The sequence below is a fragment of the Galbibacter kalidii genome (assembly GCF_026241135.1).
Classification (GTDB): Bacteria; Bacteroidota; Bacteroidia; order Flavobacteriales; family Flavobacteriaceae; genus Galbibacter.
Window position 1 is genome coordinate 102914 of sequence record NZ_JAPFGA010000009.1, and the last position, 12639, is coordinate 115552.

10 protein-coding genes and 1 tRNA gene are annotated in these 12639 nt (G+C 37.3%); 7 read left to right on the forward strand and 4 right to left on the reverse strand.

The annotated features are described in order from the left end of the window. The first annotated feature begins 42 nt into the window (after positions 1 to 42). The 4 genes from ftsZ (at position 43) to OOZ15_RS10930 (ending at position 3696) form a co-directional block, all read left to right on the forward strand. On the forward strand, positions 43 to 2001 hold the full coding sequence (ftsZ, locus tag OOZ15_RS10915; RefSeq protein ID WP_265956442.1) for a cell division protein FtsZ: 1959 nt from the start codon (positions 43 to 45) through the stop codon (positions 1999 to 2001). 98 nt (positions 2002 to 2099) lie between these two features. Then, positions 2100 to 2549, forward strand: coding sequence for a GatB/YqeY domain-containing protein (locus OOZ15_RS10920; RefSeq protein WP_265956443.1), 450 nt, complete (start codon positions 2100 to 2102; stop codon positions 2547 to 2549). A 36-nt stretch (positions 2550 to 2585) separates the two neighbouring features. Further along, positions 2586 to 2662, forward strand: a tRNA-Arg gene (locus OOZ15_RS10925). Between the two features lie 149 nt (positions 2663 to 2811). Next, the gene (locus OOZ15_RS10930; RefSeq protein WP_265956444.1) at positions 2812 to 3696 is read left to right on the forward strand and encodes an IS982 family transposase; all 885 of its coding nucleotides are present in this window, start codon (positions 2812 to 2814) and stop codon (positions 3694 to 3696) included. A gap of 31 nt (positions 3697 to 3727) precedes the next feature. On the opposite strand, the gene OOZ15_RS10935 is transcribed toward OOZ15_RS10930, so the two are convergent. Then, on the reverse strand, positions 3728 to 4186 hold the full coding sequence (locus OOZ15_RS10935; RefSeq protein ID WP_265956445.1) for a COG2426 family protein: 459 nt from the start codon (positions 4184 to 4186) through the stop codon (positions 3728 to 3730). Between the two features lie 676 nt (positions 4187 to 4862). Between OOZ15_RS10935 and OOZ15_RS10940 the strand changes: the two genes are divergently transcribed. Together OOZ15_RS10940 and OOZ15_RS10945 are read left to right on the forward strand one after the other, a co-directional pair. Next, positions 4863 to 6833 (forward strand): aconitate hydratase, encoded by a 1971-nt coding sequence (locus tag OOZ15_RS10940; protein ID WP_265956446.1) that lies wholly within the window; start codon positions 4863 to 4865, stop codon positions 6831 to 6833. A gap of 188 nt (positions 6834 to 7021) precedes the next feature. Next, complete coding sequence (locus tag OOZ15_RS10945; RefSeq protein ID WP_265956447.1) at positions 7022 to 7939, forward strand: polysaccharide deacetylase family protein; 918 nt, start codon at positions 7022 to 7024, stop codon at positions 7937 to 7939. A 1-nt stretch (position 7940) separates the two neighbouring features. Here OOZ15_RS10945 and OOZ15_RS10950 read toward each other — a convergent pair whose 3' ends face one another. Together OOZ15_RS10950 and OOZ15_RS10955 are read right to left on the reverse strand one after the other, a co-directional pair. Continuing rightward, positions 7941 to 8834: a DKNYY domain-containing protein gene (locus tag OOZ15_RS10950; RefSeq protein WP_265956448.1), complete on the reverse strand. Its 894-nt coding sequence runs from the start codon at positions 8832 to 8834 to the stop codon at positions 7941 to 7943. Between the two features lie 43 nt (positions 8835 to 8877). Further along, complete coding sequence (locus tag OOZ15_RS10955) at positions 8878 to 10047, reverse strand: DKNYY domain-containing protein (RefSeq protein ID WP_265956449.1); 1170 nt, start codon at positions 10045 to 10047, stop codon at positions 8878 to 8880. Between the two features lie 497 nt (positions 10048 to 10544). On the opposite strand from OOZ15_RS10955, the gene OOZ15_RS10960 reads away from it, so the two are divergent. Further along, positions 10545 to 11576, forward strand: a complete 1032-nt coding sequence (locus OOZ15_RS10960; protein WP_265956450.1) for a LacI family DNA-binding transcriptional regulator — start codon at positions 10545 to 10547, stop codon at positions 11574 to 11576. A 244-nt stretch (positions 11577 to 11820) separates the two neighbouring features. Here the strand turns inward: OOZ15_RS10960 and OOZ15_RS10965 are convergent, their stop codons facing one another. Further along, the gene (locus tag OOZ15_RS10965; RefSeq protein ID WP_265956451.1) at positions 11821 to 12510 is read right to left on the reverse strand and encodes an NUDIX hydrolase; all 690 of its coding nucleotides are present in this window, start codon (positions 12508 to 12510) and stop codon (positions 11821 to 11823) included. Positions 12511 to 12639: the final 129 nt, after the last annotated feature.

The window sequence follows — 12639 nt, forward strand, 5'->3', positions numbered from 1 at the left end:
GTGTAAGTATTAAATAGCATAAACAGGGTAAAAAGTATTATTATGAGTAGCAAGAAAGATAAGAAAGATATGGGAGACATCTCATTCGACTTACCGAAGAACCAAAGTAATGTGATCAAGGTTATTGGCGTTGGCGGTGGCGGTAGTAACGCGATCAATTACATGTTTCAACAAGGAATAAACGGAGTAGACTTTGTGGTTTGTAACACCGATTCACAAGCGTTGCAAAACAGTGGCGTTCCCAACAAAGTACAGTTGGGGGTATCGCTTACCGAAGGACTTGGCGCAGGAGCCAACCCGGAGGTAGGGGAGAAAGCAGCTATTGAAAGCTTAGAAGAATTACAGGCCATGTTGGACACCAATACCAAAATGCTTTTCATTACAGCAGGTATGGGAGGTGGAACAGGAACCGGAGCGGCACCTGTTATAGCCAAACTTGCTAAAGACATGAACATACTCACTGTGGGTATTGTGACCATCCCTTTTCAGTTTGAAGGGAAAATGCGTAATGAACAAGCACAAAGAGGGGTTGAAAAATTGCGTTCCCATGTGGATTCGCTTATTATGATCAACAACAACAAACTAAGGGAAGTGTATGGAAACCTCGGTTTTAAAGCCGGTTTCTCTAAGGCTGATGAAGTGTTGGCAACAGCCGCAAGAGGTATTGCAGAAGTAATTACCCACCACTATACCCAGAATATTGACTTGAGGGATGCAAAAACGGTACTTTCCAACAGTGGGACTGCCATTATGGGATCGGCCACTGCCACAGGATCCAACCGTGCCCCTGAAGCCATTATGAAAGCGTTGGACTCTCCACTACTAAATGATAACAAAATTTCAGGCGCCCAAAATGTACTGCTACTAATTGTTTCGGGAGCTGAAGAAATTACCCTGGACGAAATAGGAGATATCAACGATCATATTCAGACTGAAGCCGGTTATAATGCAAACATCATCATGGGTGTTGGTGAAGATGAAAGCTTAGGAGAAGCTATTGCCGTAACGGTTATTGCAACGGGATTTAACCCAGAGCAGCAACATGAAATAGTTAATACCGAAGCCAAAAAAATTATCCACACCTTGGAAGATGAACAAAAAGCTGTTCACGATTTAACTCCTAAAAATGCTTCAAAACCTATATCGAATATCAGTAATGATGAAGAACCAAAGCCTGTTGCAAAAAAAGAGCATAAACAGGAAAAAGTAATTAAACACACTTTGGTTGAAGAGCCCGAAGAGGAGGAGGGAAATAAAATGGAGTTGATACCAACTTCAGAATTGATCAAGAATATCAACGTGGTGTATGATGAAATTTCTGTTGAAGAAGATGATTTTGTCATCATCGACACCACAGCAAAGATCAAGGATATCGATGTGGTAGATCCGGAAATATTGAAACCAAAGGATAAAAAACAGACCACTTTATCTTTTGATATGCCGTTGAACACCAATGAAGAAGAAGAGGAAGAAGAACGAACGGTGACATTCGATCTTACCGATAAGGTAGACGATTATGAAGTGAAAGATCCGGTGGAAGTTGTTCCGATAACCGAGGTTTCAGAAGGTGGAACCAAGCGTTACAGCCTTGACGATTATATGGAGATGGAAGATCAGTTGACCAATGCAAAACCCAAGGCCAAACAAGAAGAGGAAGAGGTAGAAGAAGAATTGGCTTTTGAAAAGAAAGTGGTAGAAGAAAAGCCTTCAGAAAAACCGCAGTCTGAAGAAATAGACCCTATGAACAGTTCTATTGAAGAGAACTTAAAAAGTAGGGCGGAGGAACGCAGGAAAAAATTGAAGGATTTCAACTACAAGTTTCACAACAATGCTTCGAAAATCGAAGAAATTGAAAAGCAACCCGCATATAAAAGAATGGGGATAGACTTGGAAGATAAAAATGATGCGGATCAATCTTCGAGAATGAGTGTAGGCTCAGACAGTAATGAAGAAACACAATTGAGAAGTAATAATTCTTTTCTCCATGACAATGTAGATTAATAGCATTTGTAATAATAGCTGAGAAAACCCGGAATCTTTTTAAAAAGGTTTCGGGTTATTTTTTTATCTTCGCACAGTATTATAACAAGGATACAGTTATGGGTTTACAAGATACAATAATGACAGCCATGAAAGAGGCAATGAAGACAAAAGATTCTGTGGCTTTAGAGGCATTGAGAGCAGTGAAGTCTGAGCTTTTACTTGCTAAGACCAATGCGGCTACTAAAGACGGCTTGTCTGAAGAAGAGGAGATCAAATTGTTGCAAAAACTTGTAAAGCAAAGAAAAGATAGTGCCGGGATTTTTCAAGAACAAGGTAGAGCTGATTTGGCCGAACCGGAATTGGCACAAGCAGCTGTTATTGAGAAATTCCTGCCGGAACAACTCAGTGAAGATGAAATAGGCAAGATCGTAGACAAAATTATTTCCAAAACCGGAGCAGAAAGCATGAAAGACATGGGGAAAGTGATGGGAATGGCTTCCAAAGAATTGGCCGGAAGAGCGGATGGAAAAACGATCTCTACGGTTGTAAAACAACGACTTTCATAAACGATAAATAGATTCCTGCTATCACCGCAGGAATAAGGCCCCGTGGCGCAACTGAATAGCGCATCAGATTTCGGCTCTGAGGGTTGCAGGTTTGAATCCTGCCGGGGTCACCATCGAGGACAAGTCCATTTTCAGGGAATTGTCCTCTTTTTTATTTTTAACGTGAGTTCGAGATAAAAAAGAGAGATATTCAGGAAGAAAAAGCAGAAAATTTAGTAAATTAAAGTACTGATTTTCAATTTTATAACTAAACTTTCTGCGTATGATTTCTACTGATAAAATTACCGAAATTTTTTATCTTATCGATGAATTTTGCAAAGAATTTGAAAAAGCGACCCATAAATCTGCCCTTCAACGGGATAGACAAACCAAAAAGAGAAACCGCAAAGCAAAACTGTCCGATAGTGAAGTTATGACCATTATGGATCTGTTTCACCATAAGCAGTTTAGGAACCTAAAACGCTTTTACCTATATTACGTGAGGGTTCATATGAAAGGGGAATTTCCACAAACCGTATCCTATAACCGTTTTGTAGAGTTACAGCAAAAAGTAGTGCTTCCTATAGCCATTTTTCTAAAAACTTGTTGTTTGGGACGTTGTACAGGGATCTCCTTCATAGATTCTACCCCTTTACGGGCCTGCCATATTAAAAGGGAGAAGCAGCACAAGACCTTTAAGGGCATGGCTACTAAGGGACAGTGTTCCATAGGTTGGTTTTTTGGGTTTAAGCTGCACTTGATTGTCAATGACAAAGGGGAGATCCTGGATTTTATGCTCACTCAAGGAAACGTAGATGACAGGGAACCACTGAAGAACCTCAATTTCCATAAGAGGGTCTTTGGGAAAATATATGGCGACAAAGGTTATATAGGAAAGGATTTGTTTGAGCAACTCTTTGTAGATGGAGTACATTTAGTAACCAAGATCAGAAAGAATATGAAAAACTGCCTAATGCTTTTACAGGACAAGATCATGCTCAAGAAGCAAGCCTTGATTGAAACCGTAAACGATGAGATCAAAAATCAGTGTCAAGTGGAACACACAAGACACAGGAGCTTTGAAAATTTTATCACCAACCTGCTTTCTGGATTAATAGCCTATTCGTTCTTTGATAAAAAACCTTCCTTAAACCTTGGAAATCATTGATCAAAGAATCGTGGCTTAAATCGAACTCACGTTAACTTATACCGCGATACGTTGCTAGAGCCATTCCCCAAACAATGATACATGATAAAAAAATTCCAATAGTATTAGCCCAAAAAGCTTTTTGGTAAGGCATCTTGAATAAGGAAGAAGCGATAGTGCCCGCATATACTCCAGTTCCAGGTATTGGCAGCATTACAAAAATTAAAATTCCCCAAAAGCCGAATTTGGTAATGTTGGAACCTGCCCTAGCCTTAACCCGTTGAGCCACTTTAATAGCCCCCTTTTTATAAAATTTCCATTTTAACAGAGAATGATTTAAATGGTCTAAAAAAAATGTCATAACGGGGTATACCAACACATTGGCTAAAAAACAAACTATAAATGAAATATAAATATTTACATTATTAAAAATAGCGTATGGAATTCCAACTTTTGCCTCTCCTAAAGGAGAAATACTCCATAAAGCGGCAATTAATATTTCTGCTATCAAAGTGATTTTTTTGCAAAAATAGGAATTAAAAATATCCGTCTGTTAGCGACAATATCATTTATGTGTTATTTAACATTTTCAGGGAAGGCCACACGGACTTGCAACAAAAAATTGGACAATTAGTTGAGGGGCCAGGCTGCCAGTTTCTGATTATACATATTTATTTCAAATTCTTTAATTGTTTTATATCCTAAAATAAGAGTGTTTTCTTTTTCAATTTTTGAGATTTGGCCTCTTTTTTTCTTTATGTAAATAGCTGTTAATCGTATGTATTATAGCCATGATTTCATTGACTGTTATGAATAATTAGAATATTATTGTCCAGATCGGATGCCAATTGCAAAAAGCTTCGTTAGGTCAAGTTAAGCAGCTTCAATTATAAGCTGATATGTAAAACAAAATTAAAAACCTTTACACAAATAGTGTTATATATTTCCTGATATTCTTTTATTACGGATTGCTTTAGTTTAAAAAAGCGTCAATAACACTAGCATAATAATTCATTAGAGAATGATTTGTTTGATGAATTATTCAACAGAAACAAAAAATATCCAGATAATTTTCTTAACTTTAAAAGGAACTCCCCAGCCTAATTTTAATATCCTCATTACGTTTACGGAACAGTATAAGAAAGAAATTTCCTGATTTTTCATTCAGTTAAAAATAACAGAAAACCATGTATCCATTCAATGTAACCCAGAAACTGATTAACGCACATCTTATTGAGGGTGAACTCATCCCCGGAAAGGAAATAGGGATAAGGATAGATCAAGCTCTTTTACAGGATGCAACAGGAACCTTGGTTCAGCTTGAGCTAGAAGCCATGGGTCTAAAAAGGGCTAAAACAGAAATAGCAGTTCAATATGTAGACCATAACTTATTACAAACCGACCATAAGAATGCCGACGACCATTTATTTCTTTTTACGGCGGCTCAACGGTTTGGTTTATGGTATAGCCGTCCCGGCAATGGCGTAAGCCACCCTGTCCACATGGAGCGCTTCGGAATCCCCGGTAAAACGTTGGTGGGCTCTGATAGTCATAGTTGTGCTGCCGGATCCCTTGGAATGCTTGCCATAGGCACAGGCGGGTTGGATGTAGCCTCGGTTATTGCCGGAGAACCTTATTATGTAAAAATGCCGGAAATTATGGGAGTGAAACTTACAGGGAATCTTCCCGAGTGGGTAAGCGCCAAGGACATCGTTCTCGAAATGCTACGGAGACATGGAGTTAAGGGAGGTGTTGGCAAGATTATAGAATATTATGGTGACGGATTAAAAAATCTTAGTGCCATGGATAGGCATGTTGTTGCTAATATGGGAGCAGAATTAGGTGCTACCAGTACAGTTTTTCCCAGTGATGATGAAACATATCGCTTTTTAAAGGCCCAGGGAAGGTCTGAAGACTGGGTTGAAATTATTTCAGATAAGGATTGTAAATATGACCATAATGAAGAAATTGTCCTGGATGAGTTAGAACCTTTAATTGCGCTACCCTCCAGCCCGGGAAATGTGGTCCCTGTAAAAGAGGTGTCCGGAAGACCTGTTAACCAGGTAGTAATAGGATCATCTGCCAACCCCGGACTACGGGACTTTTGGATAGCCGGGTATATAGTAAAAGACAGAACAGTTAATAATGAGGTGTCATTTGATATCAACCCGACATCGAGGCAGCTTATTCAAAATATGATCAAGAACCGTAGTTTTGCAAATTTAATTAAAGCAGGAGCTAGATTTCACCAATCGGGATGTATGGGGTGTATCGGGATGGGACAGGCTCCATCTTCAAATACTATAAGTTTAAGGACAATGCCAAGGAATTTCCCAAGCAGATCGGGAACTGAAAATGATCAAGTATATTTGTGCAGTCCTGAAACAGCAGCTGCATCAGCATTAACAGGGAAGATCACCGACCCTAGGGATCTAGGGAAATTATTGAATATACAATATTCTAAATATACAAGCCCGGAAAGAGAAATCATAAATACTGATCTTTTGGTAGCACCTCTTGAAGACGGGTCTGAAGTACAGTTGAAGAAAGGCCCTAATATAAAGGAATTACCTGATTTTTCGCCTATAGCGGATGAATATGACATACCTGTATTATTAAAAATGGGAGATAATATTTCTACAGATGAAATTCTAAAAGCAGGAGCAGATGTTTTACCATTTAGGAGCAATATTCCGGAAATTAGCAAGTATACATATTCGGTTATAGATACTACTTTTTATGAAAGAGCAATTAAGTCTAAACCGGCACATGGGGGGCATGTTGTAATTGCAGGAGAAAATTATGCACAAGGTTCGAGCAGGGAACATGCAGCTTTAGCCCCAAAATACCTGGGGCAGGTATGTGTAATAGCCAAATCATACGCAAGAATTGCATGGCAAAACCTGATAAACTTTGGCATACTTCCCCTTGAATTTGTGAATGAGGAAGATTATAATAAAATAGAACAAGGAAATATGCTAGGTTTTAAAAATTTAAGGACTTATATAAAAAACAGAAATAACATCCTTATAAACGTAAGTAGTGCATCAGGGAGCCTGTTTGAATTTAAAGCCAGGCATACTATGAGTGATCGACAGATAGAAATCCTTCTAAAAGGGGGGATTATTAGGGATTTTAAAGAAAAATTAAACCGCTAAACATATTTAATTATAACAGAATTCATACTTGATCTTTAACCTCCACGGAAAAACTATATAAAGCAGTGCAAACAGTTTATTCAAAAACAATCCTGAAAAAACTGCTAATATTCTATTGTTGCTATACTTTCCAAATCCTTTAAAAAATGAATTGTGTAACTTTAAATCATCATTAAAATCAACCAATCATGAAACCACCAATCTTTCTATTTTTATTTCTGATTCCTTTATTGGGGTTTTCTCAAACCTCTACACTAGCAGAACGGTTAGGCTATTCAAAAGACGATAAACTGCTTATCATCCATGCCGATGATCTGGGCGTGTCCCATTCTGAAAATCATGCAAGTTTTACGGCAATGGAAAATGGTTTGGTGAGTTCTGCAAGTTTAATCGTCCCTTCACCTTGGTTTTTGGAAGTTGCCGAATATAAGAGAACACATCCAGAAACAGATATTGGGATACATCTCGCCCTAACCAGTGAGTGGGACAACTACAAGTGGAGACCTGTTACAGAAGCTCCAAGTTTGGTGGATTCCAATGGATATTTTTATGATAATTGTGATGATTTGGGGAATAACGCTACCTATGAAGATGTTGAAAAAGAGTTGCGTGCTCAAATAGATTTGTCCATAGCAAACGGGATTGCCCCTTCCCATTTGGATATTCACATGGGATGCCTGGTTTTTTCCGAATTAAAATACTTTAAGCTGTATCTGCAATTAGGAAGGGAGTATAATATTCCCGTTATGGTCACTTCAAGAGGGCTAGCTCCCGAATATGAGGCACAAATTACAGAAAAAGACATTGTTTTGGATAATGTTTATGGTGCTAGTCCCCAAGATTTTGATGAGGAAGGCGGACTTGCCAAACGATATAAAACTATTATAAGGGAATTGAAGCCCAGCGTAGGAGCGCTCATTATTCATACGGCATACAATGACAGTGAAATGCAACAAATAACCATCAACAATAAGTATTGGGGGGCTAAATGGAGACAAGATGATTTTGACTTTTTTACCAGTGATCAGTGTAAAACAATCCTTGAAGAAGAAAATATAAAACTGATAAGCTGGAAAGAAATCAAAGACAAATTATTGAAGGAATAGCTCATTCTTCGTCTATAATTTCTGCTTCAATATATTTGTGGTTTTTATCTTGATAGAAGAGTGAAGTGTTTTTGCCTTCTGAAGGCCCAAAAGTAGCTGGGTCGGCTTCCTTTAAAATTTTCCCCCAGTAAAAAACATGACTTTTGTCTTTGGAATAACCTGAATCTTCAAATATCTCAAAGGTATTAGGATCTGCATTTTCAATGATTTTCCCAAAATAATGGAACCCTGAAAAGATAAAAACATATTCTTTGTCTTTTGCATAGGTTTTGTTCAAAATCTCAAAGGAATCGTAATCAGCTTGCACACGATAAAAATCATAGAAATAATGTTTGTCATCTTTTGCCCAATAACGGTCTATTTTTTTAAAGGTTTTAGGGTTGGCTTTAATATTGACCAATCGTTTTTCCCTAAGACGGGTGAGGTGACTCTTGTAATCTAGATAGTCAAGAGGGACATATACATTGTTCTTGTCATAACAGAAACGTTCACCTACTGCCACGGTAAACGAAGGGAAATCTACTTCCTTGTCTATAATTTTGTTTTCTTTGAAGTACCAATAGTTTTTGTCCTTGCCGAAGTGTAGGTCTATCACCTTAAAACTTTCAACATCAGCATTTAATTTTATTTTTGGGATTGGGAGATCCTCAAACCAATTCCCCTGACGTCTAAAACAGATGTCATTTCCCGATTTTGAATAGTAATAGCAAACAGAAACAGATTTGTCTACCCGATTTGAAAACTGATCGCATGCCTGGGTCATCACAGCAATAAAAAACAAAAAAACACTGACGAGGGGAGAATGTTTGTCCCGAATTATTTTTTTTATGATATAATTCACAACAATAATGATTAAGATTAGTAATAAGTAGGGATGATCGGTTAAGAATTTCATTTTATGAATTAAACATTAAGGTTGGTGATTTTATGCTAGGGATTTAGTTGTAATTGATTATTCCTCCTCTACCATACTTATGGTTTTTGTCTCGATATACAAGAGAATATTTGCCTTCTGCAGGTCCAAAAGTTTCCACATCAGCCTCTTTTAAGATTTTTCCGTCGACATAGACATGATTTTTATCTTTGGAAAAATATGGGGTTTCAAATATTTCAAAAGTGTTGGGATCTGCATTTTCAATCATTTTTCCCAGGTAAAAAACACGTTCCTTGTCTTTGGCATAAGATTCATGAACAACTTGAAAAGAAGGGATGTCAACCGTGCCGATTTCAAACCCGTCGTAAATCACTTTGTCATCCAACACAAGATATTCATCTTTTAAGATTTTGAGACCGTCAAGATTTTTATAAGAAAAAGCGGTTAGTGAGTCTACTCTTTCTCCGTCGACATATTCCTGAAAATCATAGATGTTGTTTTTATCGCTAATATAGCGATCGTTCAATGTCTTGGCGGTGGCTGGGTCTATGGCAGGGGTAGGGAGCAATGTGGGATTTTTTAACTGATAAACCGTGTCCTTGTCTTTGGCAAAGCTTTTATTCAAAACCTCAAAAGAGCTGTAATCAACATTAATGAGATGATAATCATAATAGTAATGCTTATCGTCTTTTGACCAATCACTGTCTATTTTTTCAAAGGTTTTAGGGTTGGCTTTTTCAATTTTCCATAAATGCTTATCCCGTCTATTTCCGTATTCATATTTGTAAGGAGTATAATCATATGGAATATAGACATGCTCTTTGTCGATACAGTAACCAATGGTTTCTACCACGGAAAATGAAGCAACATCCACTTCTTCGTCTATGACATTTTCTTTGAAGTATAAATGGTTTTTGTCTTTTCCAAAATCTAGGGCTAGCACCTTAAAAGTTTCAGCATCGGCATTTAGTTTTGTTTCGCCCAATTCAAACCAGTTGCCCATCTGACAGTAATAGATTTCTTTTTTGTTTTTTGAATAATAATAGGAATCGGAAACAGACTCGTCTACCGGTCCCGAGAACGGACTGCAAGCCTGGGTTATCACGGTAAATGGAAATAATAATAGATAGACGAGAGGGGAATGTTTGGATCGGGTTAATTTTTTAATGGTAAAATTCATGATAAGTACAATTACAGTTATAGATAAATAGGGATGATTTGTTATGAAATTCATCACAAGCAATAATGGTTTAGATTTTACAATAAAAATCTACATCTATAAGCGGAGGGGGGATGTTATAAAAGAAGATATTACTCTTTATAGACGCTTTAAGAAGTATATATGTAGAAAAATAAAACCCTAAAACTGGGTTTTCCTTTTTCCTTGGCAGTGAAATTACAAATATTTTCTTAATCCCACTAAGTTGGCTATTGAAATGCAGGTTAAAGAATGTGATTTAAACTTTCCTTAATTGACTATAAAATTGCTCTTTTGATCCTGCTTTTTGTCTTTCCTGCCTGCCGGCAGGCAGGTTCTCCTTCCGTCCGCCTGAGGCGGATGCAACTCAAAAAAGCCTTCAATCACACTTCAAAGAGTATAATACTCACTTGGTATAACAGATCTTATGATATTAATGAAAAATTGCTATATTTAGCCGATCCCTATAAAAGAGGTACAGCTGCATAACCTTCTCCAGTCTGATGTAAGCACCTTCATATACTAAAAAGATAATGAAAAAGAAAAGAGTATCTATAAAGGACATTGCGTCCGATCTTAATATTTCTGTAACAACCGTTTCATTTGTTTTAAACGGCAAGGCAGAAGAAAAACACATCTCTAAAGAGCTCATCGGAAAGGTCTTAGCACATGTAAAAAAGGTAAATTACACGCCTAACCAAATCGCCCAAAGTTTACGAACCGGGGAGTCTAAGATTCTGGTTTTTATGGTTGAGGACATTTCCAACCTTTTCTTTGCACAATTAGCTCGCCTTATTGAAGATTTAGCCTATAAAAAAGGCTATAAAGTACTGTTTTGTAGCAATGATAATGATGATAAAAAATCGGTTGAATTGATCAACCTGTTTAAAATAAGACAGGTAGACGGTTTTATATTGGTTTCCTCTCCCGGTATTCAAAACACTATAAACCAACTGATAGAAGAGCATATTCCTGTGGTTTTGTTAGACCGATATTTTCCCGGACTGAATGCCAATCATGTCATTACTGATAATAATGACGCCAGCCATATGGCTGTTTGCCATTTTGTAGAAAACGGTTTTAAAAATATTGCTTATATCACCATTGACGTTTCACAATCACAAATGGAAGATCGTCTGAAAGGATACAGATTGGCCATAAAAGAGCATAATTTACCCGAGTATACGCTTCAAATTCCTTTTCAGGATGCTATAAAAGGCAATAGTGGGGGATATATTAGAGATTTTTTAAAAACAAATCCAGATATAGATGCCATTTTGTTTGCAACCAATTATTTATTGCAGTCAGGTTTAGAGGTCATCAAGGAAAAATCTTCCGATCTAATAAATAAGATGGGGATCATCACTTTCGATGACAACGAATTGTTCAAAACCTATAGTCCGACGATAACAGTGGTTGCACAACCTACCAAAGCCATGGCTGAAGAGGCTATGGAGTTAATACTTCATCTTATAAAAAATAAAAAAGAAGAAGTGACCAATAAGCAAATTGAACTAAAGTCTTCTTTGATTGTCAGGGAGTCCTCAAAGCAGATAAATACTTAGCTTAAATTTATTATGTGTTTGACCAATTCTGTCCTAAATAACTCATTCCGCCTGAGTCATTATTCCCTCGCGCCGGCTGGCCCCCGTCGCTAAAAACATCCACTGGATGTTTTTTAACGCTTGGTCCTATCGTAGGCCCGAACCAAACCACAAACGTTGAAATTTTATCAAAACCTCAGCAAATTCAGTATGTTGAAAATCAGAAAAGAAGAATTTCAAGTTTTTTTAAAGGAGGATTAGGTCCTTATATTTTAAAAGTAAATCCGTTCTCAACTTTTTTGTCATATTTTTCCTTGTCAAACTTGTAGAGGAAAGAGCCTTTTCTGGAAGAGGTCATGTCTTTTTCCTTCAGTTTTATAAGAATGTCCAGACTGTTTATTTTATTGATGAAATTACGCTTATCCAATTCTTCATCCAAAATAGCTTCATATAGTTTCTGAAGCTGCCTCATGGTGAATTTCTCTGGTAAAAGTTCAAACCCTATGGGCTTGTTGGAAGTCCTGTATCGCAATCTTCGTATAGCGTGATGCACCATTTTATCATGGTCAAAAATCAATTTTGGAGCCTTGGAAACACTAAACCACTTTGCGGAATATTGTTCGATGAGTTCTTCGTTGTGTTCCTCGATATTGATCAAAGCGTAGTAGGCCACAGAGATTGTACGTTCTACAGGGTCACGGTCAACCTTACTGAAACCGTAAAGCTGTTCCAGGTAAATATTGTGAAAACCGGTTAAATGATGCAAGATCCTGTTGGCAGCATCGTCAAGGGTCTCATGGCGTTTTAAGAAACCACCCATTAAGGACCACTTTCCTTTTTCCGGTTCAAAATCCCGCTTAATTAATAATATTTTAAGGTCTTCCTTATCAAATCCGAATATAATACAATCGACTGCCAGAAGAACCTTGTCTTCTTTATCGTAGCTGTTTAACATAGGGGTGAGCTTAATCTAATAATATCGAAATGTAAACTTACTCATTTTTTATGAAATGCCTAATAACAATAAAAACAAACTGATGAAATGAACATAATGATGATTATTAGGTAGCTAACTCTGTTAAAA

Bases quoted from the DNA above. Each gene is read 5' to 3' on its own strand.
- ftsZ (WP_265956442.1), top strand. From the start codon at position 43: ATGAGTAGCAAGAAAGATAAGAAAGATATGGGAGACATCTCATTCGAC.
- OOZ15_RS10930 (WP_265956444.1), top strand. From the start codon at position 2,812: ATGATTTCTACTGATAAAATTACCGAAATTTTTTATCTTATCGATGAA.
- OOZ15_RS10920 (WP_265956443.1), top strand. From the start codon at position 2,100: ATGGGTTTACAAGATACAATAATGACAGCCATGAAAGAGGCAATGAAG.
- OOZ15_RS10960 (WP_265956450.1), top strand. From the start codon at position 10,545: ATGAAAAAGAAAAGAGTATCTATAAAGGACATTGCGTCCGATCTTAAT.
- OOZ15_RS10950 (WP_265956448.1), bottom strand. From the start codon at position 8,834: ATGAAATTCTTAACCGATCATCCCTACTTATTACTAATCTTAATCATT.
- OOZ15_RS10955 (WP_265956449.1), bottom strand. From the start codon at position 10,047: ATGAATTTCATAACAAATCATCCCTATTTATCTATAACTGTAATTGTA.
- OOZ15_RS10945 (WP_265956447.1), top strand. From the start codon at position 7,022: ATGAAACCACCAATCTTTCTATTTTTATTTCTGATTCCTTTATTGGGG.
- OOZ15_RS10965 (WP_265956451.1), bottom strand. From the start codon at position 12,510: ATGTTAAACAGCTACGATAAAGAAGACAAGGTTCTTCTGGCAGTCGAT.
- OOZ15_RS10940 (WP_265956446.1), top strand. From the start codon at position 4,863: ATGTATCCATTCAATGTAACCCAGAAACTGATTAACGCACATCTTATT.